The organism is Cellvibrio japonicus Ueda107 (assembly GCF_000019225.1).
GTDB lineage: Bacteria > Pseudomonadota > Gammaproteobacteria > Pseudomonadales > Cellvibrionaceae > Cellvibrio > Cellvibrio japonicus.
The window spans coordinates 1,945,332-1,970,271 of record NC_010995.1; the positions used below are offsets into that span (position 1 = coordinate 1,945,332).

General features: G+C 50.5%; 25 protein-coding genes. 16 read left to right on the plus strand and 9 right to left on the minus strand.

Annotation, left to right across the window (positions count from 1 at the left end; all coding sequences use genetic code 11):
* Positions 1–149: 149 nt before the first annotated feature.
* A complete protein-coding gene (ffh, locus tag CJA_RS08215; RefSeq protein ID WP_012487308.1) occupies positions 150–1,523 on the plus strand; it encodes a signal recognition particle protein in 1,374 nt (457 codons plus the stop codon).
* Positions 1,524–1,587: 64 nt separating this feature from the next.
* Here the strand turns inward: ffh and CJA_RS08220 are convergent, their stop codons facing one another.
* Genes CJA_RS08220 through CJA_RS08230 form a run of 3 tightly spaced genes read right to left on the minus strand, consistent with a single transcriptional unit; the run spans position 1,588 to position 2,696 of the window.
* Positions 1,588–2,010 carry a secondary thiamine-phosphate synthase enzyme YjbQ gene (locus CJA_RS08220; RefSeq protein WP_012487309.1) on the minus strand — a complete coding sequence of 141 codons (423 nt, stop codon included), beginning with the start codon at positions 2,008–2,010 and terminating at the stop codon, positions 1,588–1,590.
* 3 nt (positions 2,011–2,013) lie between these two features.
* Entirely contained in the window at positions 2,014–2,319 is a 306-nt protein-coding gene (locus tag CJA_RS08225; protein WP_049765428.1) for a hypothetical protein, read from the minus strand.
* Between the two features lie 26 nt (positions 2,320–2,345).
* Positions 2,346–2,696, minus strand: coding sequence for a HopJ type III effector protein (locus CJA_RS08230; RefSeq protein WP_041551327.1), 351 nt, complete (start codon positions 2,694–2,696; stop codon positions 2,346–2,348).
* 168 nt (positions 2,697–2,864) lie between these two features.
* On the opposite strand from CJA_RS08230, the gene CJA_RS08235 reads away from it, so the two are divergent.
* From CJA_RS08235 to CJA_RS08270, 8 genes are all read left to right on the plus strand, one after another.
* Complete coding sequence (locus CJA_RS08235) at positions 2,865–4,553, plus strand: NAD-dependent malic enzyme (protein ID WP_012487311.1); 1,689 nt, start codon at positions 2,865–2,867, stop codon at positions 4,551–4,553.
* 23 nt (positions 4,554–4,576) lie between these two features.
* Positions 4,577–5,203 (plus strand): YecA/YgfB family protein, encoded by a 627-nt coding sequence (locus CJA_RS08240; RefSeq protein ID WP_158304060.1) that lies wholly within the window; start codon positions 4,577–4,579, stop codon positions 5,201–5,203.
* 183 nt (positions 5,204–5,386) lie between these two features.
* A complete protein-coding gene (locus CJA_RS08245; protein WP_012487313.1) occupies positions 5,387–5,749 on the plus strand; it encodes an MmcQ/YjbR family DNA-binding protein in 363 nt (120 codons plus the stop codon).
* 105 nt (positions 5,750–5,854) lie between these two features.
* A complete protein-coding gene (locus CJA_RS08250; protein WP_012487314.1) occupies positions 5,855–6,460 on the plus strand; it encodes a helix-turn-helix domain-containing protein in 606 nt (201 codons plus the stop codon).
* A gap of 199 nt (positions 6,461–6,659) precedes the next feature.
* On the plus strand, positions 6,660–8,804 hold the full coding sequence (gene fadB / locus CJA_RS08255; RefSeq protein WP_041551329.1) for a fatty acid oxidation complex subunit alpha FadB: 2,145 nt from the start codon (positions 6,660–6,662) through the stop codon (positions 8,802–8,804).
* A gap of 12 nt (positions 8,805–8,816) precedes the next feature.
* The gene (fadA, locus tag CJA_RS08260; RefSeq protein WP_012487315.1) at positions 8,817–9,995 is read left to right on the plus strand and encodes an acetyl-CoA C-acyltransferase FadA; all 1,179 of its coding nucleotides are present in this window, start codon (positions 8,817–8,819) and stop codon (positions 9,993–9,995) included.
* Positions 9,996–10,127: 132 nt separating this feature from the next.
* On the plus strand, positions 10,128–11,570 hold the full coding sequence (locus CJA_RS08265; RefSeq protein ID WP_041551331.1) for a hypothetical protein: 1,443 nt from the start codon (positions 10,128–10,130) through the stop codon (positions 11,568–11,570).
* 68 nt (positions 11,571–11,638) lie between these two features.
* Entirely contained in the window at positions 11,639–11,905 is a 267-nt protein-coding gene (locus CJA_RS08270; protein ID WP_041551333.1) for a hypothetical protein, read from the plus strand.
* Positions 11,906–12,017: 112 nt separating this feature from the next.
* Here CJA_RS08270 and CJA_RS08275 read toward each other — a convergent pair whose 3' ends face one another.
* The 4 genes from CJA_RS08275 to CJA_RS08290 form a co-directional block, all read right to left on the minus strand.
* The gene (locus CJA_RS08275; protein WP_012487318.1) at positions 12,018–12,425 is read right to left on the minus strand and encodes a cell division inhibitor SulA; all 408 of its coding nucleotides are present in this window, start codon (positions 12,423–12,425) and stop codon (positions 12,018–12,020) included.
* A complete protein-coding gene (gene lexA, locus CJA_RS08280; protein ID WP_012487319.1) occupies positions 12,418–13,020 on the minus strand; it encodes a transcriptional repressor LexA in 603 nt (200 codons plus the stop codon). The genes CJA_RS08275 and lexA overlap by 8 nt, the downstream gene beginning before the upstream one ends.
* Positions 13,021–13,125: 105 nt before the next feature.
* On the minus strand, positions 13,126–13,488 hold the full coding sequence (locus CJA_RS08285) for a DUF2845 domain-containing protein (RefSeq protein ID WP_012487321.1): 363 nt from the start codon (positions 13,486–13,488) through the stop codon (positions 13,126–13,128).
* A 110-nt stretch (positions 13,489–13,598) separates the two neighbouring features.
* Positions 13,599–14,429 carry an SDR family oxidoreductase gene (locus CJA_RS08290; protein WP_012487322.1) on the minus strand — a complete coding sequence of 277 codons (831 nt, stop codon included), beginning with the start codon at positions 14,427–14,429 and terminating at the stop codon, positions 13,599–13,601.
* A 135-nt stretch (positions 14,430–14,564) separates the two neighbouring features.
* Here CJA_RS08290 and fliS (CJA_RS08295) point away from each other — a divergent pair, with 135 nt between their 5' ends.
* From fliS (CJA_RS08295) to CJA_RS08315, 5 genes are all read left to right on the plus strand, one after another.
* The gene (gene fliS / locus CJA_RS08295; protein WP_012487323.1) at positions 14,565–14,972 is read left to right on the plus strand and encodes a flagellar export chaperone FliS; all 408 of its coding nucleotides are present in this window, start codon (positions 14,565–14,567) and stop codon (positions 14,970–14,972) included.
* A gap of 9 nt (positions 14,973–14,981) precedes the next feature.
* Entirely contained in the window at positions 14,982–15,266 is a 285-nt protein-coding gene (locus CJA_RS08300; protein WP_012487324.1) for a hypothetical protein, read from the plus strand.
* A 122-nt stretch (positions 15,267–15,388) separates the two neighbouring features.
* Positions 15,389–15,778 (plus strand): flagellar export chaperone FliS, encoded by a 390-nt coding sequence (fliS, locus tag CJA_RS08305; RefSeq protein ID WP_012487325.1) that lies wholly within the window; start codon positions 15,389–15,391, stop codon positions 15,776–15,778.
* 257 nt (positions 15,779–16,035) lie between these two features.
* Positions 16,036–17,490, plus strand: a complete 1,455-nt coding sequence (locus CJA_RS08310) for a sigma-54-dependent transcriptional regulator (protein ID WP_012487326.1) — start codon at positions 16,036–16,038, stop codon at positions 17,488–17,490.
* A 143-nt stretch (positions 17,491–17,633) separates the two neighbouring features.
* Positions 17,634–18,785: an IS4-like element ISCja2 family transposase gene (locus CJA_RS08315; RefSeq protein WP_012485938.1), complete on the plus strand. Its 1,152-nt coding sequence runs from the start codon at positions 17,634–17,636 to the stop codon at positions 18,783–18,785.
* A 69-nt stretch (positions 18,786–18,854) separates the two neighbouring features.
* On the opposite strand, the gene rhlE is transcribed toward CJA_RS08315, so the two are convergent.
* The gene (rhlE, locus tag CJA_RS08320; RefSeq protein ID WP_012487327.1) at positions 18,855–20,279 is read right to left on the minus strand and encodes an ATP-dependent RNA helicase RhlE; all 1,425 of its coding nucleotides are present in this window, start codon (positions 20,277–20,279) and stop codon (positions 18,855–18,857) included.
* A gap of 174 nt (positions 20,280–20,453) precedes the next feature.
* Positions 20,454–21,737, minus strand: a complete 1,284-nt coding sequence (locus CJA_RS08325) for a multidrug effflux MFS transporter (RefSeq protein ID WP_148208828.1) — start codon at positions 21,735–21,737, stop codon at positions 20,454–20,456.
* Between the two features lie 369 nt (positions 21,738–22,106).
* On the opposite strand from CJA_RS08325, the gene CJA_RS08330 reads away from it, so the two are divergent.
* Together CJA_RS08330 and CJA_RS08335 are read left to right on the plus strand one after the other, a co-directional pair.
* Entirely contained in the window at positions 22,107–23,387 is a 1,281-nt protein-coding gene (locus tag CJA_RS08330; protein WP_012487329.1) for a sensor histidine kinase, read from the plus strand.
* Positions 23,388–23,402: 15 nt separating this feature from the next.
* Positions 23,403–24,926, plus strand: coding sequence for a sigma-54-dependent transcriptional regulator (locus CJA_RS08335; RefSeq protein ID WP_012487330.1), 1,524 nt, complete (start codon positions 23,403–23,405; stop codon positions 24,924–24,926).
* Positions 24,927–24,940 lie beyond the last annotated feature (14 nt).

The following is a 24,940-nucleotide window of genomic DNA, read 5'->3' on the forward strand; positions in this document are numbered from 1 at the left end:
AACTAATTTGAAGGGAATGAGAAATATCCTTATTTGGTAAGCTGATTTTACCAGGGCACAGGGGGTGTATTTGCAGGTATAATCGCCGCCACTTTCAGACCGGGTATGAGACCCGTATTGCCGCAGCCCCTAATTAATCGAGACTGTCCATGTTTGAGAACCTAACTGATCGTTTATCCCACACCCTGCGCAGCCTGACAGGCAAGGCGCGCCTGAGTGAAGACAATATCAAGGATGCCTTGCGCGATGTCCGCAAGGCCCTGCTGGAGGCCGATGTGGCCTTGCCGGTGGTAAAAGCGTTTATCGACCAGGTGCGCAGTCGTGCTCTGGGCCAGCAAATTAGCAAGGCACTCAATCCGGGCCAGCAATTCCTGAAAATTGTTGAGGCAGAGCTGGTTGCTACCATGGGGCAGGCCAATGAGAGCCTGAATTTGGCACAACAACCTCCTGCGGTAGTCCTTATGGCAGGTTTGCAAGGTGCCGGTAAAACCACCTCTGTGGCCAAGTTGGCGCGTTTCCTTAAGGAGCGTGAAAAGAAAAAAGTATTGGTGGTGAGTGCGGATGTGTATCGTCCTGCCGCCATCAGGCAACTTGAGACCCTGGCAGCTGATATCGGAGTGGATTTCTTCCCTTCCAGTGGTGAGCAAAAGCCATTGGATATTGCCCGTAATGCACATGATCATGCCAAAAAGCAATTCTTTGATGTATTGATTGTGGATACGGCAGGTCGCCTTCATGTTGATGAAGAGCTGATGGTGGAAATCAAAGAGTTACACGCATCACTCAAACCGATTGAAACCCTGTTTGTCATCGATGCCATGATTGGCCAGGACGCGGTCAATACAGCCAAAGCCTTTAATGATGCATTGCCGCTTACCGGGGTGATCCTCACCAAAGCGGATGGTGATGCGCGCGGTGGTGCTGCACTTTCCGTGCGCCATATTACGGGCAAACCCATCAAGTTTTTGGGGATGGGGGAAAAAACCGATGCCCTGGAACCCTTCCACCCGGATCGTATTGCTTCCCGTATTTTGGGCATGGGCGATGTGCTCTCTTTGATTGAACAGGTAGAGCGTAATGTCGACAAGGCCAAAGCGGAGAAACTGATTAAGAAAGTCACCAAAGGGCAGAAGTTTGACCTGGAAGACCTGCGTGATCAGTTGCAGCAAATGCAAAATATGGGTGGCTTGACATCGATGCTGGACAAGTTGCCTGGGCTTGGCAACGTAGCGCAGATGGCGCAAACAGCCACGATGAACAAGCAGTTCAAAACTATGGAAGCCATTATTAATTCCATGACACCGGAAGAGCGTCGCAACCCCGACGACTTGAGCGGTTCACGCAAACGTCGTATTACCATGGGTTCGGGCACCCAGATTCAGGATTTGAACCGCCTGCTCAAGCAGTACAAGCAAATGGCAAAGATGATGGGCAAAATGAAGGGCGGTGGTATGCAGAAAATGATGCGCGGTTTGGGTGGTGTTCTTCCGGGGGGAGGTATGTTACCCCCGGGATTCAAATAAAATACGCTCTGTTTATAACAAAAAGCCCGCGTTTGCGGGCTTTTTGTTTTCTGGCGAACTGGCGTTACAGGTCACCTTGCAGGGTTAATACTAAGCTGCGGCTGCCTCCGTGGTTGCGATGTTCACAGAGGTAAATACCCTGCCATGTACCAAGGTTGAGCTGGCCATTGGTTACCGGAAGGTTCACGCTGGCACCAAGCAAGCTGGCTTTGAGATGTGCGGGTAAATCATCCGGCCCTTCATCATTGTGTTCGTAATAAGACTGGTTTTCTGGAACTGCATGGTTAAAAAAACGCTCGAAGTCACGCCTTACACTGGGATCTGCATTCTCATTCAATGTGAGTGAGGCTGAAGTGTGTTTCAGGAGCAGGTTTAGCAGACCAATACGCACCTGTCTTAATTCCGGAAGTTGATCAAGGATCTCATGGGTAATCAGGTGAAACCCCCTTGCTCGGGCTTTCAGGCGGAACTCTTTTTGAATCCACATGGGCTAGTCCGTTTTCTTTGCTTGTTGTTCGCAACTGCCTGGACGGTAGCTGATTACCTGGGGATCGGCACATGCCATACAAGCATTGGAGAAAGTTTGTTGTGTACTGCTGGGGCAGGGGGCTTTGACACAGCGGATGCCGGTATCGCGTTTTGCACAGACGGGATTAAACTCCATGGTACATATCTGTGGACGCTGTTCCGGGCAGGTATGTGGTTTGGGAGTCTCTTGTGAGGGTGGTGATGATGTTGTACTGCAGCCCGTTGTCAGGGCCAGCAAAAGCATGGCAGCAGCATATCGAATACCCATAGATGTCTCCTCCTCTCCAAAGCGGGTTATACATTGATGGGGGTAAGTGCTTGTCCGTCATAGCGGACGCCATCCCATCCATAGCGGATAAAGTTGCGAATGTTTTGGTGGTCGCTGTTTTCCGGGTGCTGCAAAACATCAATGCGATAGTAGTCGCCAAAGCAGGACAGGGTTTGGTTTTTATCCAATTGGTGCATGAGGGCAAATGCAAAAAGTTTACAGGAACCGGAGTTTTGCCCTGCCTCGTTGCGGAGTTCGCCGTTGGTAAAGGATGTCGGGCTAAAATGATAATTAGCCTCAATAACAGCCATAGTATCGTTAAACTGGAGGCTTTCAGGGCGGTTATGAAGCTTGTCAAGAAATTGCTGGATCTGCATGGTTTGGTTCAATCTCTGTGAATAAAAATGGATATTCTAGTGTACCGATATGTATACCTATCTATGATCGATTTTTCGAATAAAAATTATCGATCCATCGACTGGTTGTTATTCAACAATTGCGCTATGGTTGGTGCAAATCCCGCATAGGTTGCAAGTGAATTTTTCATGGCGAAAAAACGTCCAATTTATATTCCCTTCGCCGGGCCGGCGTTGCTGGAAGCGCCATTGCTGAACAAGGGTAGTGCTTTTACCCAGCGAGAGCGCCAGCAGTTTAACCTTGAAGGCTTGCTTCCTTACAAGATTGAAACCATCGAAGAGCAAAAAGCGCGTGTTTACCAACAACTATGCTCGTTTCAATCGCCTATGGATAAGCATATCTATTTGCGCAACATCCAGGATACCAATGAAACCGTCTATTATCGTCTGGTAACCGATCACCTGACGGAAATTATGCCATTGATTTATACCCCGACGGTGGGGTTGGCTTGCCAACAATTTTCCAAAATATACCGGCGAAAACGCGGGCTGTTTATTTCCTATCCAGATCGCGACCGCATTGAAGACATGCTGCAAAATGCAACCAAGCAGAATGTCAAAGTGATCGTTGTAACCGACGGCGAGCGCATCCTTGGGCTTGGCGACCAGGGCATTGGTGGCATGGGTATTCCGATTGGCAAGCTGGCACTTTATACCGCCTGCGGTGGTATTAGTCCCGCGTACACTTTACCAATCACTCTGGATGTAGGCACCAATAATGCTGCATTGCTGGATGACCCCATGTATATGGGGTGGCGTCATCCGCGAATTACTGGTGATGATTATTACCAGTTTGTGGATGAGTTTATCCAGGCCGTGAAGATCCGCTGGCCCAATGCCCTTCTGCAGTTTGAAGACTTTGCCCAGGATCATGCAACGCCATTATTGCAGCGTTACCGCGATCAGCTCTGTTGTTTTAACGATGATATCCAAGGGACTGCTGCAGTAACCGTTGGCACTTTATTGGCTGCTTGCCACGCGAAGGGAGAGTCTTTGTCTCAGCAGCGAGTGGTATTCGCCGGAGCTGGTTCTGCGGGGTGCGGCATTGCAGAGCAAATCGTTAAGCAAATGATGGATGAAGGGCTTAGTGAGGCTCAGGCTCGCCAGCGTATTTTCCTGTTAAGTGTTGATGGTTTGTTGCGAGAAGGGGCTGCCAACCTGTTTGATTTCCAGCGACCTTTGGCGACTTCGCTTTCTGTGATTACAGGATGGGGATTGTCCGATGAGGCAAAGATCAATTTGCTGGATGTCGTGCGTCATGCAAAGCCGGGTGTATTGATCGGGGTTTCCGGCCAGGCAGGGTTGTTTACCAAGGCTGTAGTAGAATGCATGCAAGAAACCTGTGAACGGCCTATTATCCTGCCCCTATCCAATCCCACATCCCAGGTTGAGGCCCAGCCTGTGGATCTCTTGCGCTGGACTTCGGGCAAAGTCCTATTGGCTACAGGCAGTCCCTTTGAGCCGGTAGATATGGGGGATAAGCACTACGATATTGCCCAGTGTAATAACAGCTATATTTTCCCGGGTATCGGATTGGCTGTGATTACTGCCAGGATCACGCGTATTACGGACAATATGTTGATGGCTGCCAGTCGCGCCCTGGCGGACTCTTCCCCCATTGTAAAAGCCGGGCAAGGGGCACTTTTGCCGCCACTGGAGGCTATTCGTGAGGTGAGCAAACTCATTGCGAGAGCTGTTATCAGGCAGGCGATTGAGGATGGAGTAGCCTTACCTTTCCCTGGCGACTTGCTGGAGCAGCAAATAGAAGGCCAGTTTTGGTATCCCGAATACCGCGAATATCGTCGCACTTCTTTCTGACGGAGTACTTGATGGAGTCAGTTGTGCCTGGCCTGCGTAGTTTTGAGCCATTCAGTGCGTTGGCCGCTTTCCTCGAAAGTCCGGCAGTACCCGCTAATAGCATGAATATCTTTCAGCTAGATGGCTATCTTCGTGCTATTGCGCTTGCACCAGGGGCAATAGCAGAGGATATGTGGATACCATTGGTGTTTAATGATTTGGAACCTGGCTATGAGTCAGATGTACAGAGGTTGCTCATTTTGGGGCAATTACATGCACTTTATGACTACCATCGCGGCGAAATTGCCATAAATTTGTGCAATTTACCCTGTTGCGCGGTATATGCTAGGCTTCAAGAGGAGAGAGTTGACCTCGAACAGTGGGCGAGGGGGTTTATACAGGGATACATCATCCGGGAAGAGGATTGGAATAAAGCGTTAACCCGGATGACAAATAGTCAAACGGATCATAAAATCAGCGCCAATGCATTTTTTGATGAATTTGACGCCATTCTCACTATCGTTTCTACTGTGGCTGATGCAAAATATGCAGTAGAAACGGGTTTCAACCCAGGGGATCTCGTTGAGGTTTTTGAGTCTTTTCCTGATTCGATTATCCGCTGGGGACGACTGGGAAGAAGCTTAAGTGAGCGTGATCCGGTTTATGCTTAGGATGAACCGGTTACAAATATGAGCCTTAGTCAAAAAATGAAAACACTCGCAGCAACACCGGTAAGTAGGATGGGGATATACAACCCCCAGACGCTGACTGGTAAAAGCCCTGGCGCCGTTGCTTGCATTAACCCATTTGTCGCTTTCTACATCGACCTGAGTTGTTCGATAAAGGACTAAAGCATGGATTTTCTTTCTACCCAAAAATACATACTAAACAAGCACCAGGCCAAAGAGATGTTTCCCTCTGGCCCCGATATGGCGGTATACAAGGTGTGCCACAAGATGTTTGCCACCCTTACTGCCGAAGGTGGTGTTCCTCGCGTCAGCCTCAAGTGTGACCCGGATCTAGCGTTGCAGTTGCGTGAGCAGTATCCCGCAGTACGTCCGGGATTCCAGATGAATAAAAAGCACTGGAATACCATCATCCTTGATGGATCTGTGCCCAGCGCCCAGATCCAGCGTATGATTGACCACTCTTACCAGTTAATTGTGGACAACCTTCCCACGGCTGATCGCGACAGGTTGCTTGCAGCCAAGCCTTGATCCTTCCGTGCCCCGATGTTATGCATCGGGGCCGGTTTGCTTGGATAGCCCTGTTTTGGACGTTTCTGCCTCACCAGCTCTATACACTTGGAGCCACTAGCCGCGATGAATGAGGCCAATGATACCGTCATTCCCCCCTCCCTTGATTCACACATGGATCTTGGACGCAAGTTAAAAGCAATTCGTGAAGCCCATAACCTGTCACAACGGGAACTGGCTAAGCGGGCCGGTATTACCAATAGCAGCATATCGATGATTGAGCAGGGGCAAGTAAGCCCAAGTGTGCAATCCCTGGAGCGTATCCTCACGGCTTTTCCCCTGTCATTGGCAGAGTTTTTTTCTCCTGGTGGCATATTACCTGCTCCCGTATTGATAACGCGCCAACTGCTCGAACTACAACAGGATAATCAGGTTTACGGTGCGACTATCCAGCATTTGGTGAATGGAATTGATAAGCCTGAACTGGATATGCAGCGGATTTTCCTGCCTCCAGGTACTCGCTCGGCTCTTGCCTATGCAAGGGTTGGTGATGTGAGTGCCGTGCTGCTGGACGGATATATCACGCTTTATTGCGGGGAGGTGATTATGTCATTGCAACCGGGTGACGGTGTTTACCTCAGGCGTGGTCATTTTTATCGTTTTGGCAATACCCATACTGATACAGCACAACTGGTGTTGTGTACATTGGTTGACCAGTTTGGTGCTAAATAAGTCGTATCCTTCCCGTCTTAATTAATTCAAGTGCACTTCTTTCTTGTTGGAGTGTCTTTCTGTGGAACAAGGCCGGGCAGAGTATGCCCGGCCTGCTACACTCAAAAGCGCCTTTTCCCGTTAATGGTTTGCCAAAAACAAGCATTGTCCGGGAATATTGATTCGGCATATGTCTTCAATAACGATAGAGAGAAATACCATGTACCAAGGAAAAGCCCTCTCACTTACCCTGGCACCTGATGGGATCGCCGAGCTGACCTTCGACCTTCAAGGGGAATCGGTTAACAAATTCAGTTTGCAGACAGTGGCAGAACTGGAGCAGGTGCTTGACCTGCTGGAAAAAAATCCGGTTAAAGGCCTGTTGGTAAAAAGCGCGAAAGATGTCTTTATTGTCGGTGCCGATATCATGGAATTTGGCGCTGTATTCGCCGCCGGCCCGGAGCAGATTACCGGTCATCTTGCTAAAAACAATCGCAATCTTTGTCGCTTGGAAGACCTGCCGTTTCCTACGGTAGTTGCTGTTAATGGGTTTGCCCTGGGGGGCGGTCTTGAGTTTTGCCTAGCCTGTGATTACCGCGTTGCCAGTACGGCAGCCAAGGTTGGTTTACCCGAGACCAAGTTGGGGATTATTCCCGGTTGGGGGGGGACGGTACGCCTGCCACGCCTGGTTGGCTTGGATACCGCCGTCGAGTGGATTGCTGCTGGCAAGGAAAATGGTGCGGAAGAAGGCTTGAAAGCCCATGTGTTTGACTCCGTTGTTGATCCGGCAAGGCTACTTGATGCAGCGCGCCATACATTGAACCTGGCAATTGCCGGTAAGTTGGATTACCAGACCCGCCGCAATCGTAAAAAAGCACCACTGCAGCTTAACTTTATTGAGTCCATGATGGCCTTTGAAACATCCAAGGCTTTTGTGGGGGCCCAGGCGGGACGCAATTATCCTGCCCCGGTCACTGCGATCAAAGCCATGCAAAAAGCAGCCGATAAAGGGCGTGATGAGGCCCTGCAGATTGAAGCGGAAGGCTTCGCCAAAATGGCACAAACTCCGGTTGCTCAATCGCTGGTAGGCATTTTTGTCAACGATCAATTGCTTGGCAAAAAAGCGAAAACCTGGGAGAAAAAAGCCGATAAAAAAATCACCCGTGCTGCCGTGTTGGGTGCAGGCATTATGGGGGGTGGTATCGCCTATCAATCTGCCCTTAAGGGTGTCCCTATCAAAATGAAGGATATTGCCCAGAAAGGGATTGATATCGGACTGGCGGAAGCCAATAAATTGCTGAGCAAACGTGTTGAGCGCAAAAAGATGACGCCTTCAGAGATGGGCAATGTGCTCAATCGTATTGAGCCTGCGTTGGCCTATGATGGTTTTGAGCAGATCGATATCGTTGTTGAAGCAGTTGTGGAAAATCCCAAGGTTAAAAAATCGGTGTTGGCCGAGGTAGAGACCAAGGTCAATCCGGATACAGTGATTGCATCGAATACATCCACTATTTCCATTACTTATCTGGCTGAGAGTTTGAGTCGTCCGGAAAATTTTTGCGGTATGCATTTCTTTAATCCGGTGCACATGATGCCGCTGGTTGAAGTTATTCGCGGTGAGAAAACCTCGGATGTTGCAGTGGCACGTACAGTGGCCTATGCCAACGCCATGGGTAAAAAGCCCATTGTTGTAAAAGACTGCCCCGGTTTTCTAGTCAACCGGGTGTTATTTCCTTATCTGGCCGGGTTTGCCATGTTGGTGCGCGATGGTGTGGATTTTCTGCGGATCGATAAGTTAATGGAAACCTGGGGCTGGCCTATGGGGCCAGCCTATTTGCTGGATGTAGTGGGCATAGACACTGCGGTTCACGCCGAGAAAGTCATGGCAGAAGGTTTTCCGGAGCGTATGCAACGCAATTTTACGTCTTGTACCGATGCACTTTTTGCCGCAGGGCGGCTGGGGCAAAAAACAGATAAAGGGTTTTATAACTACGAGTTGGACAAAAAAGGTAAACCGGCCAAGATTGCTGCGGCCGAAGTGCTTGAGCTGCTCAAGCCCGTCATCAATGGCAGTCTTGATATCAGTGATGAAGACATAATAGCGCGCATGTTAATTCCTATGGCGACTGAACTGGCACGCTGCGTGGAGGAGGGCATAGTGGAGAGCCCTGCAGAGGCTGATATGGCATTGGTGTATGGCACAGGCTTTCCTCCATTCCGCGGTGGCGTATTCCGTTGGATTGATTCCATAGGCGCTCAAGTCTTCTGTGATATGGCGGCCAGGTTTGGTGATCTTGGTCCCTTGTACCAGGCTCCAGCCAGCTTGTTGGCGAAAGCAGCAAATAATCAAAAATTTTACGGCTAAGGAGTTATCACCATGAGTTTGCAACCACGCGATGCCGTTATTGTTGACTATGCTCGCAGCGCCATGGGGCGCTCTAAAGGCGGCTGTTTCCGCAATGTGCGCGGCGATGATATTTCCGCTGCCATTATCAAAGGACTACTGGTGCGAAATCCGCAATTGGATCCTGCAACAATTGACGATTTGCTTTGGGGCTGTGTAATGCAGCGCGAAGAGCAAGCCTTTAACGTTGCCCGTAATATTTTATTGCTGGCAGGATTGCCCCATACAGTGCCGGCGCAGACGGTTAATCGCCTGTGTGGCTCGTCCATGAGCGCCTTGCATACGGCTACAGCCAATATCTGGGCTGGATTGGGTGATGTTTACCTGATTGGTGGAGTGGAGCATATGGGGCATTTACCTATGTACGATGCTATCAATCCCAATCCGCTGTTGGGCTTATCGGTTGCCAAGGCTGCTGGCAATATGGGGATGACCGCTGAATATCTGGCGTTATTACATGGCATTACCCGTCAGCAGATGGACGAGTTTGGCGCGCGCTCTCACCAATTGGCGGCCAAAGCGCGAGAGGCTGGCAAGTTCAAGCGCGAAATTATTCCTGTGGAAGGGCATGATGCCGAAGGTTTTTTTACCTTGGTGGAGCATGATGAAACCATTCGCCCGGATACAACAGTTGAGGCATTAGCCAAATTGCCGCCTGTGTTTGATCCCAAGAATGGCCAGGTAACGGCGGGGACCTCTTCGCAAATCAGTGATGGCGCATCGGTTATGTTGGTGATGTCTGCCGAGCGCGCCCAATCACTCGGGCTGAAGCCCATAGCAAAAGTTGTCTCTATGGGGCTTGCCGGTGTTGATCCTTCGATCATGGGTTATGGCCCGGTACCTTCGACGGAAAAAGCCCTCAAAACTGCCAATCTCTCGATAAATGATGTGGAAGCCGTGGAGCTGAACGAGGCTTTTGCTGCGCAAGCCTTGCCTGTGCTCAAGGACCTTAAGTTGCTCGACTCCATGAATGATCGTGTGAACCTGCACGGTGGTGCTATCGCCCTTGGCCATCCGTTTGGCTGCTCTGGTACACGTATTACCGGATCATTGCTTACAGTCATGCAGGATAGGGATTTGACCATCGGGGTCTCCACGATGTGTATTGGCTTGGGGCAGGGGATTACTACGGTACTTGAGCGAATCAACTAAGCGGATGGTGGATGTCAAATCAAAAGCCGACCTCGGGGTCGGCTTTTTTAATTCTGTTACACTGCCTATCGCTTGACTGCACTTTTATTGCTTTTTACTGAACTTTCGTTGCTTTGATTTTTGGATAACACATTGCAAACGCTGTTTCTTGATATCGACGATCAATCCCCTGCCTCTGTGGTTGCTGCCTATCGTCGGCGTGCAGAGTTATCTATTGCTGTGGCCAATTCGGAAAATACCCAGCGGTTATTGATACAGTACCTGCATAAACCCTGGTATTTGTTGGATGCTCAGCCAATAGCACTGGTGGCAATTGTGCAATTTGATCTGTTGCAAACCGGTCTTCAAGTCCATGCCAGTGTTTTGCCTGTTGAGCAGTTCGACGCGCCTTTCTGGGGCTCCCAGCCATCTACCGATCTTGTTTTATCGCACTTGGTGAAGGCTTCTGCGCCCTGGCTGAATCTGTCTATGCCCCTTGGTTTGCAGCCTGTTCATATTCCTAAACCCTGGGGGCAGGAGGTTTGGTTTACAGGTATGGAGATTCGTGGGCAATCCGGTGTTGGCGATGGGCATTTTTCCCTGCCTTTGCCCTGGATACTGGATTTATTGGGTGAATCACACTCACTGACGTTATTGAAAGTGCTTGATCCTTTTGCTGAGGAGGTATTGGGGGATCTTTATTTCGAGCTGCATGAGACCAAGCAGGAAGTCTATATCGTGACCCGTGTCGACCCACAGGCGTGGCCTGATGGTGTCGGTGAGATATTCATGGGGTTTTCCAGTGAAAAGCGCAATCAGTATCCCTCTCGTGAGGCATTTGTACAGGCATACCTTGCCGTAGTTGATGAGTATCGCCAATTGCGTCAGCAGCTTGATGCGGCGATGGATGGTATTGGGCTTCCGGAACACCATGCGCGGCTTTCACCGGTGGAGATCTATGCCCATAAACAGCAAGCCATTGCCGATCTGGCAAACATGCCGCCGCTCATTGAGAAGGAAACATTACTGCGTCAGCAGATGAACCAATTTATTGCCCGTCGTCCCTTGCGGGTTGGGGATGTCGTCAAGGTTCCGTGTTTGACACCACACTCACTGCAGCATGGTATCCAGGTTGTAGAGTTTCAGACTCCGGTCTATGAACGCAAAATCCTGAGTTTTGGGCAAAAAGTCATGACCCAGGTGCATTGGGATACCCATGAGGCTATGGCTATTGCCAATCTTGATGAGCCACGCCTGGATGGATTGGTTGCTATTCATGCCGGTCAATCTTTCCTGTTGGAGTTGATTGCGGATTTTGATGAATTTCGTGTTGAACGCCTGGGGTGCAGGAGTGAGTGTTCCCTTGATCTTGCCCCAAGCGATGGTTTGTTATTGATGTTGATTCATGGCGAGGCAAGTTATATTCAAGGTACTTCCCGGCAATTGGACAATACAGGATCTGCTATTGGCCTGACACCGGGAAGTGCTTGGTTATTGTCAGCTATCACGGGGCCGTTGGTGCTTCGGTTAAAGCCAGGGGCGTTGGTTCTGGCGGCAATATCTTCTTCCCAACCTTGGTTGGACTTGCCGAATTAACTCTTTGGGCTTTACCTCGGGGGTTAGGGTGTTAGAATGCCGCCCCGATTTGCGCCTGCGCTGGAGATATCATGTCTTTATATGAGATTGTTGAGCTGACCAATGGCGATGTAGCCCTGCAGCGCGCAGATGATGAGGGCCATGAGCCTCTTGTCGTGATTCGTTTTTCCGAAGAGTCTTTGGCTTTTCTGGGGGAAGCCAAGTTTAATGTAGCTAAAGCCATGATTGAGGCGGGCATGGATGCGGCGGGTGAGTTAGCGGATGAACAGGCAGAAGCCATGTTCGATGACGCAACAAATGAACCCGATGAACAGGAAAAGTTGATGCTTCATTAAACCTTGCTGTTGGTAGTTGATAGCAGGGCTTTTGTCTCCCTGGCCCTTGAATAGCCTACTGCTTCCCTCCGGCCTGAATCTGCCACCTCTGAACTTTATTAATCATCCTGCGCTAGCGTAACCTCAACAGTAAACCTTGGCTGTTGCCGCGATAGGCTGCCTGTTCCAGTTGCAGCAAGTCTTTATCGGCAAGTTTTCCCGGGCTGGCAATCACTGTGTGGCTGGTTCCGGCAGCCAGGGCCTCCCAGGCAATCCAGCGCGCACTCTCACCATCCTGGGCATGGATAAATCGCAGCACCCTGGTGTTGACGCCGTAGGTTTCAAGCAGGTCACGGCTAATCGGGTGAGGGCTGATCCAGGTAACCCAACGCTCCTGTTGACTGTTGCTCAGAAACGCGATCATAGGCAGTATGAGTGCCAATTGTTCAATTGAGTCGTTGGCAAGTACCAGCTCGGTAACGCCGGAGTGGCCGGCTTGGGCGCTGCTACCCGTTGTGGTGAATGTGGCGGCACTAGTCACGGCGAATCACTCCTACGCTTAGGCCTTCGATACTGAACTCTTGATCGCGCATATCGACATGAATGACCTTAAAGTCCGGGTTTTCAGGCCACAACTCGACTTGTGCCTGATTACCCTGGCGTTTGAAGCGCTTGACGGTAACCTCCTCACCAATACGTGCAACAACAATTTGCCCATTGCGTACCTGGTCGGTGCGATGTACTGCGAGCAGGTCTCCGTCAAGAATGCCTGCGTCTTTCATGCTCATCCCATGAACACGTAAAAAATAATCGGCGCTGGGAGAAAAAAAGCTATTGGGGATATTGCAGTAGTCTTCAATATGCTCCTGCGCCAATATGGGATTGCCAGCAGCAACACGACCGACAATGGGAATACCACTTTGACTTTCGGTCAGGCGTATACCGCGCGATGCCCCCGGCATAATTTCAATAGCGCCTTTACGGGCAAGGGCCTTGATGTGTTCTTCCGCTGCGTTGGCTGATTTAAAACCGAGAATCCGTGCAATCTCTGCCCTTGTTGGCGGATAACCGGTTTCTTCGGTGTACTGTTTAATCAGTTGTAGTACCTGTTCCTGGCGCGAGGTGAGGTTGTACATAGCGACTCCGGGTTCTGTGTATTTATACAGTTATTGTGATTATATACAGTATTGCTGAAGGCGCAAGCCCCAGGTTTGAACCAAGGCTTGGATATGGGAAAAATCTCAGTCGACGCGGTCGCCACGCTCGATCCGGCGCAACCGGCCCTCGGTAAAGTAAAGGTGCTGGATGAATTTGCCTTTACCGGGTTCGTAGGTCCAGATATCGACATCCTGGCAGGACTGGATTGCAATATTGTTTTGTATGTTGTTATCGCCCTGTTGTGTAGCCTGTATTTGCAGATTGGTTGTCATGGGTGCGCAATAGTGGTCGGTAAATACAGGATCGCCGCATTTGGCAATGACTTCAGCCTTGGTATCACCGGTTTGGGTGACTTTGGTACCGCAGCGCAGGGTGTCCGCCTGGCAGCCCAGGCTTATGCTAATTAAGGCAAGGGGTAACAGTGGGTAAAGCGACGTGCGCAGCATGGGAGCTCCTTGGATCCGGGGATTGAAAAGGATTTACACCTGTTTTACTGAATCACCTATGAACCTGAACGTTTCTGATCAAACATGGGGACTAATCACGCGAAGGATTTCTAGTTACCCATGGCCTTGACCAATCGATCCAGCCAGCGTGACGGCAGAACGCGCTTCATAAAGCCTACCAGATAAGTCGGAAAGGTCACGTAATAGCGTACCTGGGGGCGCGGTGATTCCAACGCGTGGAGCAGGCGTTTGTATACAGCTTCGGGGCCGAGGGTAAATGGAGTTGTGGTCTCTTGTTTGGCCAGGCGCTCTATGGCTTTTTGATAGGTTTGGTGGTGTCGGCTTTGCTCCATATTAATGTTGTCATTCAGGGCCTTGAGGGCATTGTGTCGAAATTGGCTGCGGATCGGCCCGGGTTCTATCAAGCTGATATGGACACCACTCCCCATCAGTTCCAGGCGCAAGGTGTCGGTAATCCCTTCAATAGCATATTTGCTGGCGTTATAGGCGCCGCGCAAGGGCATAGCGGCAATACCCAATACAGAGCTGTTTTGAATGATTCGCCCGTTGCCCTGCTTGAGCATGACGGGCAATAACAGGTTGGTCAATTCCACCCAACCAAAGACATTGGTTTCGAATTGCCGGCGTAAGCTGTCGCGTGATAAATCTTCAATGGCTCCTGGCTGTCCGTAAGCGCCGTTATTAAATAGGGCAAAGAGGTTGCCACCCGTTAATGTCAATGTTTCCTGTACAGCAGAGTGGATGGAGCTTGAATCATTAAGATCCAGGTGTACCGATAAAAAACCTTCGCTACGTAAACGCTCTACATCATGTAATTGGCGGCAGCTGGCAATAACCTGGTAACCACGGGCGCGAAGCTGTTGTGCCGCGTAATAACCAATGCCGGTAGAGCATCCCGTCATCAAAATGGATTTGTGCATTTTTATAACCTTCGTGCATTAAAGATTTTCGTGTTGGCGCCGCTAGTATAAAGCAGGCGCGTCAGTTGATTTGTTTGGTTATTGACAGCGCGTATATCCAGACCAGGGTCTTAGCGATTGATTTATGGGTGCTTTATGAATTCATTCTCTGCTATTCAGCATTACGCCAGCGTTAAGGTGCATTCAGGGGTAGATGCTGCTTCTCCTCACCGCTTGATCCAGATGTTATTCGAAGGTGCCCTGGAACGTATTGCCCAGGCTAAGGGGGCTATGCAACAAAACCAATTGGCGCGCAAGGGCGAGCTTCTGGGGAAGGCGATCAATATTGTTGGGGGATTGCAGGGTAGCCTGAATGATCGTGAAGGTGGCGATCTGGCAGCCAATCTGGATTCCCTTTATGACTATGTCATCCGCCGTCTAACCCAGGCCAACTACGAAAACAATCCGGATTACCTGGATGAGTGCACGGGCTTGTTGAGCGAAATCAAAGCCGGTTGGGATGCTATTGGTACGGCTTCCACTGTGCAAGCTACGCAATCCTGAGGCCTATTTATGCAATCGCATTTGAAGCTGGTTAAACCGCCCCTTTACTCTGGCCAGGATGGTATAGCTGCCATGCGTGCGTTGCAGCGTGAACTGAGTCTTGCCCTGCAAGTAGAGGACTGGGCCCGGGTTCGGCATCTGGATCGTATTTGTGTACTGTTAATTGAGCGAGTAATTGCTGCCAATAAGGATGACAAAAGCACTCTTATCTGTGCGCTGAGTGAGTTAAAAGGGGTGTATGCCGGTCTTATTGCCCAGTGCCAGCAAGAGGTTAGCCTTATGGCGAACCATTAGGCTTTTGGCAGGCGCTGTCGATTAAATCCGTTTTTAAAACCACTGGCTTATAACAAAACTCGCAAATCTATCCGAGCCCTGCTAGCCTTATGGGATTACCTCATGGTTAGCAGGAGACACTTGTGTCCAACTACAACCCGCAAGAAGCCCTCAAACAATATCGCAAGCTGGGGATAGAATCAGAGGTTAGCAATGCCTCGCCCCATCGTTTGATTCAACTCCTGTTTGAAGGCGCGCTAGGGCGACTGGCGGCTGCCCAAGGCGCCTTGCAGCGCGGTGATCTGGCCATCAAGGGAGAAAACCTGAGCAAAGCCATAGGAATCATCGCGGGGTTGCGCAGTTCCCTGGATATGGATGCCGGTGATTTATCCGAGAACCTCGATAAGCTCTATGAGTATATGAATTTCCGTCTGCTTGAAGCGTCGACCCAAAACGATGGAGACAAAATTGCTGAAGTGATTCAGCTGCTTAAAACGCTTAAGTCCGGTTGGGATGAAATTAATCCGCAATAGTTTCCCTCGGTCTTTCACGCGTTGATCGGCACATATTTTTGCCGCTTGTTTTGCCAACTTTTTGGCTTTTATTTGTTCTTGTTGCCTCTCTCATGTGCATTCGCCAATTTTTTTCCGCCATAAATTTGACTAGGTTCACAGTCTCGTCTATTACTTAGCTCAATTCAGTCATAGGTCCGTGGGTTGATGTATCAAAACACGATCAGCCTGGTTGTGTTTTAAACCCATAAAAAGGGCATGTAAAAAGGGCTTGGGGTATGTGGCGCAATAACAAAGTGCTGGTCATCGATGACAATGTGGCGCGTAGTCATGATCTGAAAATCCTGTTGGACTTCCTCAATGAAACAACACTGGTAGCGCCCAGCGATGCCTGGCAGGCAGTGGTTGCCGAGGAAAATGCCGGTGAGGATTATATTGCTGTTTTTATCGGCGATTATCGCGATAGCAACCAGGGGCTGGCACACTTGCTCAAGGAAATCCGCAGTTGGAATGACGAGTTGGCTATCATTTTGGTGGGCGATGAGAACCAGGCTATTGCTGATACCCTGGAAGATACCTATCGTTTTATGGTGATCGCCACACTGTCGGTACCGCCGACCTATAACAAGCTGGTCGACACACTCCATCGCGCCCAGCTTTACCGCGAAGCCCAGTCCAGTTCCAAACGCCAGCCTTTGCGTCGACCTGTGCATTTATTTCGCAGCCTGGTGGGCACCAGTCGCGAAATTCAAAATGTGCGTGAAATGATGTCACAGGTTGCCGATAAAGATGTGTCAGTCTTGATTACCGGGGAATCCGGTACTGGTAAAGAAGTGGTTGCCCGTAACCTGCATTACAATTCTCCGCGTCGTGATAAACCCTTTGTCCCGGTAAACTGTGGTGCAATTCCTGCCGAGTTGTTGGAAAGTGAATTATTTGGCCATGAAAAAGGGGCCTTTACCGGTGCTATTAATTCGCGTGCCGGTCGCTTTGAGTTGGCGGAGGGGGGAACCCTGTTCCTGGATGAGATAGGCGATATGCCGCTCAATATGCAGGTAAAGATTCTGCGTGTGCTCCAGGAGCGATGTTTTGAACGTGTTGGCAGCAACCGTACCCAGAGTGTTGATGTGCGAATTATTGCGGCAACGCACCGCAATCTGGAGCAGATGATTACCGATAACAGTTTTCGTGAAGATCTATACTACCGCCTGAATGTATTTCCTATCGAGTTACCTTCCCTGAAAGAGCGTGCCGAAGATATTCCCTTGCTGATTAATGAATTGGTTTCGCGCATGGAAAGTGAACAGCGCGGCTCCATTCGCTTTAATTCCGCGGCGATTATGTCCCTGTGTCAGCATGAGTGGAGTGGCAATGTGCGCGAGCTTGCCAATCTGGTTGAGCGCATGGCCATTATGCATCCCTATGGGGTTATTGGGGTGCAGGACTTACCGCCCAAATACCGGCATGTGGATGTGACAGATGAAGATTTTGTGTGTACTCCGCAACTGAATGGCAATCGGGAGGCCAGTGCGAATTATGTCAGTATGCAGGATACTCTCCTGCTGCCGGAGCAGGGGATTGATTTGCGTGAATACATTACCAATCTGGAGATGAGCTTGATCCAGCAGGCGTTAAATGATTGTGGCGGCGTGGTAGCGCGTGCGGCAGATAAACTGTGTGTACGTCGCACTACCCTGGTAGAAAAAATGCGTAAGTATGATATGCAGCGTTAAGGTTTTAGGAAAAGGTTGACCCAACAAAAAAGGTGGCATGGCCCACTGCTGTCCCATAGTTTGTAGATAAAAGAAAAGCCTGTTTTCCAAGTTGATACAATGTAAGTGCGACCAAACATTGGTAAAACAAAGGAAAACAGGCTTTGTCACATTCTAACACCGCATTTCATCAACTACTCAAACCTTTATCGAGACATGAATTTGAAGCGGAAGCTAAAAAGCATCATGTCGGCCAAAAATTGCGCTCGGCCACCCGCTGGGATCAATTTGTCGGCATGGCCATGTCGCAGCTCTCTGGCCGCCAAAGCTTGCGTGATATTCAATCCAATCTCGAAGCACAGCAGCATAAACTTTATCATCTCGGTGCCAAGCCAATAGCCCGTTCAACGTTGGCACGAATCAACGAAGTACAGCCCGCCGAACTCTACAAACACGTATTTGCTCGTCTGCTTCACCGCTGTAAATCCATGCAGGGCAAACACAAATTCCAGTTTAAAAATCCGCTGTACTCCCTTGATGCCAGCGCGATTGATTTATCGCTGTCGGTATTTCCCTGGGCGGCGCATCGAGATGACACAGCAAATGTAAAATTAAGTGTTGGCCTGAATCATGGCACCCAAGTGCCGGAGTTTGTCGCACTCAGTGATGGCCAGGAAAACGACATGATTGAGGGACGAAAATTTGATTTTCCCAAAGGCAGCATCGTTGCGTTTGATAAAGGCTACGTGGATTACCGCTGGTTTAAGTTATTGACAGATAAAGGAGTTTTCTTTGTAACCCGCTTGCGCGCCAAAGCCGTCTATCGCGTGGAAGAACGTCGCTATGCCGACAGCAGCAAAGGTATTATCAGTGATCAGGTCATTCAATTATCCAGCGCTCATGCGATCAAACGCGGCGCACCGAAGTTGCGTCGAATTGGCTATCGTGACGCAACAACCGGCAAATTCTATGAGTTTCTCACCAACAACTTTCAGCTGGCGGCGGCCACAATTGCAGCGATTTATAAGGATCGCTGGCAGGTGGAGTTGTTCTTCAAAGCGATCAAACAAAACCTGAAGATCAAAGCGTTTGTGGGCACTTCAAGAAATGCGGTGTTAACACAAATTTGGATTGCCATGATTACGTATCTATTGTTGGCATTTTCGCGTCACAGCACTAAAGCGGGATGGACAGTTCAACGGATCATGAGGGTAATTCAGTTAAATTTGTTTGAGCGTAGGAGTCTAAAAAGCATCCTGATACCGGACCCGCCGAATCATAAAAAAAGCGAGCCTCAAATGAGGCTCGCCTTATGAGTAGAACTATGGGACAGCAGTGTGGCATGGCCACCTTTTTTGTTGTTGGCTTGGATAGATTTGATTGGTTTACACCGCAACCTTGGGGTTAGCGGATGGTGTAGGGCGTTTGTGGTTTGGTTTGCCTGGCTGGGATGAACGGGCTTGCTGTGCCGGCTTTTGTCCGCTGTTACCTGATTTGGCTTTGTTGCCCTGTTTATTGCTTCCGTTTTTAGGCTTGGTGCCTAGTGCCAGCTGTGGCTTGGTGGGTTTGTTGGGATTACCCCGATTCTGTTGCTTGCCGTTTTTTCCGGCCCCCACCCCGATAGTCATCCGGCGCCCCAGTACAATAGGCTCGGCCTTGATACTGGGATCGGGTTCAAAACCGCTAATCATTTCGCGTGGAATCTCACGCTTGATCAGTTTTTCAATATCGCGCAAAAAACTATGTTCATCGACACATACCAGGGAAACGGCTTCGCCTTCTGCCTGGGCTCGACCGGTGCGGCCGATCCGATGTACGTAATCTTCGGGTACATTCGGTAACTCGTAGTTGACGACATAGGGGAGCTGGTCAATATCGATACCGCGTGCAGCTATATCGGTAGCAATTAGCGCGCGAATCCGGCCCGTTTTAAAATCTTCCAGTGCTTTAGTGCGTGCGCCCTGGCTTTTGTTGCCGTGGATCGCCGCGGCAGAAATGCCATCATCCTGTAATTGTTCAGTTAGCTTGTTGGCGCCGTGTTTGGTACGGGTAAATACCAGTACCTGCTGCCAGTTGCCACCGCTGATCAGGTGCGATAAAAGTTCGCGTTTACGGTGGCGATCAACCGGGAGTACGCGTTGCGATACGCGTTCGCTAGCAGTATTGCGACGGGCCACTTCGATCAGGGTGGGCTGGTTTAGTAACTTGTCTGCCAGTGCTTTGATATCGTCGGAAAAGGTCGCAGAGAACAGCAGGTTCTGGCGTTGCTTGGGCAGCAGGGCAAGTACTTTTTTTATGTCGTGGATAAAGCCCATGTCAAGCATGCGATCTGCTTCATCCAGCACCAGTATTTCCACGTCCTGAAGGTACACGGCATTTTGATTGACCAGGTCCAACAGGCGGCCTGGGGTTGCTACCAAAATATCGACACCGCCGCGCAGTGTCATCATCTGTGGATTGATACTGACTCCACCGAAGACAACGGCTGAGCGCAGGCGCAGGTATTTGCCGTAGGTGCGCACACTGTCATGCACCTGGGCGGCGAGTTCGCGTGTCGGGGTGAGGATGAGTGCGCGTACCGGGCGACGTCCCTGGGGTGTTTTACCCGGATCGCGCTGGCTGAGCTTTTCCAGCAGGGGCAGGGTAAAACCTGCGGTTTTTCCCGTGCCGGTTTGTGCGGCAGCGAGAATGTCACCACCGTTGATCACGGCGGGAATGGCTTGTTGTTGAATAGGGGTTGGCGCACTGTAACCTTCATCGGCAATAGCGCGCAGAATATCGGCCCGCAGACCGAGAGACTCAAATGACATAAGGATTTCCTGTGGGCTCGGCCTCCCGCGTGGCGGGCAAGGTCTGGCGAGCAGAGATAAGGCAGACTCCGGGCCTGCATTAAGGAAGAGAGGCGACACTGACCTTCGGAGTGTCGCCGCGCATGGTACGCACTTGGACGGGACTTGGCTAGCAATAGTTTTGGCTGGTAATCGCTACTGCTGATCAAGGGCCGGTTTATCATCGGTTGATGCAGCCGGTTCGGCTGGGGGGACATTAAGTGCCTGCTTATCCTTGTACCCACCGGCTAGCAGCAAGATGCCATAGGCCATCATGCCCAGGATCAAAAAACCACAGGTGATGGGCATCAGGGTACCGTTATACAGTTGGCCAATTACAGTTCCGATGGTCATGGACATAATTGATGAAAACGCACCGATAATTGCCGCCGCTATGCCGGCAACATGTCCCATAGGCTCCATAGCCATGGCATTGACGTTACCGAATACCAAACCAAAGCAGAAAAATAAAACGGCGGCATAAACCAGGAATGCCCAGAGGTTTGGCTCAATAACAAGCTGTAATGCCAGAAACAGGGCTGAGCTCAGCACAATGCCCAGGACAGCACGATTACATAGGTAGTCCATTCCCCATTTTTGGACAAAACGGGCATTAACCAGGGAGGAGGCACCAAAAACCAAGGCCAATATCCCAAAGTAGAGGGTGAAGAGCTGGCCGGTATTGAACAATTCCTGGAAAATTTGTTGCGATGAATTCAGGTAACCGAGAAAGCTCCCGAAAAACAGACCCATACACAGGGTGTAACACATGGTGGTGTAGTTACTGATTACCTCCTTAAAGCCATCTACAAACCCCCGTGTGCTGAAGGGAATACGATAGTCCCGCGGCAGGGTTTCCTCCAGGCGCAGAAAAATCCATACCCCGATAATCAGTGCATAGACAATGTACAGCACGAAAATATAACGCCAGGAGCTGACCAGCAACACCGCTTGTCCCAGGCTGGGCGCAATAGCCGGAACCAGGATAAAAATCAGCATGACCAGTGACATGATGCGCGCCATTTCATTGCCGGTGTACTTATCGCGCACGATTGAAATGGCGGACACATAGGGGCCAGCAACTCCCAAACCCTGGATAAAACGCCCCAGCAGCAGGGTATTAATATCCTGCGCCATAAAACAGATAAGGCTGCCAAGCAGGATCAGCACAATACCGGCGTAGAGGATTTTTTTGCGACCGGTTGCATCGGACAGGGGGCCGCACACCAACTGGCCAATAGCCATACCCAGGAAAAGAATACTGATCAGGTATTGGGCCTGGTTTGGGTGGGCAAGGGGAATGTCATTGGCGATAAACCCCAGCGCAGGCAGCAGGGCATCAATCGAGATAGCGACCACGGACATCAACAGGGCGATCAATACAATAAATTCCCGCGCTGAAATTCGCGATGCGGTGGGGTGGGTAGAGTAGTCAGACATAGTTGTTTCCATAACCGCTAATTAAAGGCAGGGCGGGCATCATAGCCTTAACTTCCTGCCAGATGTTGTCAGTGAGTTGTTAAGAACAGGGCGCATCTTGACGATGCCTAAGTAGTCGGTGCAGGGGGCGGGATTTCGACATAGCACCGAATTAAGTCGTCAAATTCATTGCTGATAAGCATGCCATAACAGCCAATAGTTTGACTGCTGGAAGGAGTAATTATTTATAACTTATTGAATAATATATAAAAAATAGATTGGCATCTGACTTGCAATAACCTGCATTGAATCGCTTTCTCCTGTCGGTAGTGATGATTTATTGACGACCAGCAAAGCGCCACGATGAACAGGCTGTTGAATGAGGCAGTTATGACACAAGCAGTGACCAGTCTGGTAAAAGCGCCCGGTAGCAATGGCAAAGGCCGTTTAAACCTGCTGACAGCCGGTGCAACGGAAACCTTTACCCAGGAAAAAGGGCAGGATCTGAAAAGCGCTTTTGAATTGTTTAACCAGATGTCACAACAGTTAGCCAATTCCTATTACCTGCTGGAAAACCGTGTTGCCGAGCTGAATCAGGAACTGACCAGCTTGAGCGACCAACGCATTGAGGAGCTGGCGGAAAAAGAGAAGCTGGCCCATCGCCTCGAAAGCCTGTTGAATTTTTTGCCCGGTGGTGTTGTGGTACTGGATTCCCGCGGGCGGGTATCCGAATGCAACCCAGCTGCCAGGGACTTGTTGGGAGAGCCCCTGCAAGGAGAAGTGTGGCGCGATGTGATTGCCCGTGCGTTTGCGCCGCGCAAAGACGATGGACATGAAGTGTCCCTGCGCGATGGTCGTCGTATCAGTATCCAAACCCGCAACCTGGGGGATGACGGCCAGATTATTTTGCTCACCGACCAGACGGAAACCCGTCGTTTACAGGGGGAGTTAAGTCGCCATGAGCGCTTGTCCGCCCTGGGCAAAATGATGGGTGCCCTGGCACACCAGATACGCACCCCTTTATCGGCAGCCATCCTCTATACCGGCCATTTGTGCAGCGGCAAGCTGGATGATGGGCGCCGCCAACAATTTTCGGAAAAAATCCTCGGGCGTTTGAACAATATTGAACGCCAGGTTCAGGACATGCTGTTTTACGTTAAGGGTGAATTGCCGCTCAATGATGTGATTAGTGTGGCGGAATTGCAGGAGTCCCTGGCTGAAGCCATGGAAGTGCCGCTGATGACCAGTGAATCCCATTGCGAATGGCAAGTGCAATGCCGTGAACACTATATCGAATGCAATCGCGAAGCATTAATCGGAGCGTTGCTCAATCTGGTGAATAACGCAATCCAGGCGGTAGAGCGCCAGGCGCAAATCCGCATCGAATTCCATTTGTATCCCCAGTCGCTGAATAATCCCTCGCTTGCCCATGAAACACCGCAGTTATGGGTGCGTGTCTGTGATAAGGGACCGGGGATGTCGCCTGAGCTGCTGGCGAGTGTGGGCGATTTATTTGTCACTACCAAGGCGCAGGGGACAGGGCTTGGGTTAAGTGTGGTGCAAGCCGTAGCGCGCGCGCATCGCGGCAAGTTCCTGATTAATTCCAAACCGGGGCAGGGCACCTGTGCCAGCCTGTTATTACCTTTTGCTCAATCGACCGCGGCTGTTTAACAGGAGGCCTATTTCATGGCACTGGCATTAAAACAAGATGACCTCGCGCATGCCATCAGCATTTTAGTGGTGGAAGATGATAGTAATCTGCGCGAGGCATTGACTGATACCTTGCAGTTGGCGGAATACCATGTCATTGCGGTAGACAGCGCCGAAGCGGCGCTCAGGCAACTGGCAATGGGCGGCGATATCCGGATGATCGTTTCCGATGTCAACATGGGTGGCATGAGTGGCCATGCGTTATTGCGCCATGTGAAACAGGATTATCCACAAATTCCGCTGATGCTGATAACGGCCTACGCCAGTATCAAGGAATCGGTTGAGGCCATGCAGCAAGGGGCGGTGGATTACCTGGTAAAACCTTTTGCGCCGCAGACCCTGGTGGAGACTGTGGCCCGTCATTTGGGGGTTGCTCAGTTTTCTGGTGATGAGCCGGTTGCCGAAGCCGCGTCCAGTCGCCAATTGTTGCAATTGGCCTGCCGCGTTGCACAATCGGATTCTACGGTGTTAATTGTGGGGGAATCGGGCACGGGTAAAGAAGTCCTCGCTCGTTATATTCACGATCATTCCCAGCGTCGCAACCAGCCCTTTATTGCCATTAACTGTGCAGCTATTCCGGAAAATATGCTCGAAGCCATGTTGTTCGGCCATGAAAAAGGTGCTTATACCGGTGCTCACACTTCCAGCCCGGGAAAATTCGAACAGGCTAATGGTGGCACTTTGTTGCTTGATGAAATCTCCGAAATGGATATAGGTTTGCAAGCCAAACTGTTGCGCGTATTGCAAGAGCGCGAAGTGGAGCGCCTGGGTGGACGTAAAACTATCAAATTGGATGTGCGTGTCATTGCGACGTCTAACCGGGATATGCGCAGCGAAGTGGTTGCCGGTAAATTCCGCGAAGACTTGTATTACCGCCTGAGTGTATTGCCATTGCAGTGGGCTCCCCTGCGCGATCGTATCGAAGACATAGTACCGCTGGCCGAGCGCTTGCTGCATAAGCATGCACACAAGCAAAATCGCCGTGGTGTTGTGTTGTCCATGTCGGCCAAGCAATTGCTGATGGCCTATGCCTGGCCGGGCAATGTGCGTGAGCTGGACAATATTATGCAGCGTGCGCTGATTTTACAGCCAGGGCGCAGTATTGAAGCGGAAGACCTGGGGCTGGATGCTGGCGGTAGTTATCAGCAGCATCCGGCCAGTTACAGCCAGAAGCCTAATTTGCTGCAAGCGGCCCAGGCGTTGCAAGGGCAGGGGACGGCAGGTTTCGGTCATCCGCCGGTGATGCCTTTTGCTGTTTCCGGTGTGCATCGCGGCGATGCGATTGCTCTGGTCAGCAATACCCCGGTGCAACATTCGTCGTTGAACAACCCGGCATTGGGTAATGACCTGAAGCAGCGTGAATATGAAATTATTATGAATACCTTGCGTATGGAGCGTGGCAGCCGCAAAAACACCGCTGAGCGCTTGGGAATCAGCGCGCGTACATTGCGTTACAAAATTGCACGCCTGCGTGAAGAAGGCTATGACATTACCGAGTAGGTGCGAGTAGGCGA

Bases quoted from the DNA above. Each gene is read 5' to 3' on its own strand.
- CJA_RS08225 (WP_049765428.1), bottom strand. From the start codon at position 2,319: ATGGGTATTCGATATGCTGCTGCCATGCTTTTGCTGGCCCTGACAACG.
- CJA_RS08325 (WP_148208828.1), bottom strand. From the start codon at position 21,737: ATGTCTGACTACTCTACCCACCCCACCGCATCGCGAATTTCAGCGCGG.
- ffh (WP_012487308.1), top strand. From the start codon at position 150: ATGTTTGAGAACCTAACTGATCGTTTATCCCACACCCTGCGCAGCCTG.
- fliS (WP_012487323.1), top strand. From the start codon at position 14,565: ATGAATTCATTCTCTGCTATTCAGCATTACGCCAGCGTTAAGGTGCAT.
- CJA_RS08220 (WP_012487309.1), bottom strand. From the start codon at position 2,010: ATGTGGATTCAAAAAGAGTTCCGCCTGAAAGCCCGAGCAAGGGGGTTT.
- CJA_RS08230 (WP_041551327.1), bottom strand. From the start codon at position 2,696: ATGCAGATCCAGCAATTTCTTGACAAGCTTCATAACCGCCCTGAAAGC.
- rhlE (WP_012487327.1), bottom strand. From the start codon at position 20,279: ATGTCATTTGAGTCTCTCGGTCTGCGGGCCGATATTCTGCGCGCTATT.
- CJA_RS08290 (WP_012487322.1), bottom strand. From the start codon at position 14,429: ATGCACAAATCCATTTTGATGACGGGATGCTCTACCGGCATTGGTTAT.
- fadA (WP_012487315.1), top strand. From the start codon at position 8,817: ATGAGTTTGCAACCACGCGATGCCGTTATTGTTGACTATGCTCGCAGC.
- CJA_RS08285 (WP_012487321.1), bottom strand. From the start codon at position 13,488: ATGCTGCGCACGTCGCTTTACCCACTGTTACCCCTTGCCTTAATTAGC.
- CJA_RS08245 (WP_012487313.1), top strand. From the start codon at position 5,387: ATGGATTTTCTTTCTACCCAAAAATACATACTAAACAAGCACCAGGCC.
- CJA_RS08300 (WP_012487324.1), top strand. From the start codon at position 14,982: ATGCAATCGCATTTGAAGCTGGTTAAACCGCCCCTTTACTCTGGCCAG.
- CJA_RS08250 (WP_012487314.1), top strand. From the start codon at position 5,855: ATGAATGAGGCCAATGATACCGTCATTCCCCCCTCCCTTGATTCACAC.
- CJA_RS08330 (WP_012487329.1), top strand. From the start codon at position 22,107: ATGACACAAGCAGTGACCAGTCTGGTAAAAGCGCCCGGTAGCAATGGC.
- CJA_RS08310 (WP_012487326.1), top strand. From the start codon at position 16,036: ATGTGGCGCAATAACAAAGTGCTGGTCATCGATGACAATGTGGCGCGT.
- CJA_RS08235 (WP_012487311.1), top strand. From the start codon at position 2,865: ATGGCGAAAAAACGTCCAATTTATATTCCCTTCGCCGGGCCGGCGTTG.
- fadB (WP_041551329.1), top strand. From the start codon at position 6,660: ATGTACCAAGGAAAAGCCCTCTCACTTACCCTGGCACCTGATGGGATC.
- lexA (WP_012487319.1), bottom strand. From the start codon at position 13,020: ATGTACAACCTCACCTCGCGCCAGGAACAGGTACTACAACTGATTAAA.
- CJA_RS08335 (WP_012487330.1), top strand. From the start codon at position 23,403: ATGGCACTGGCATTAAAACAAGATGACCTCGCGCATGCCATCAGCATT.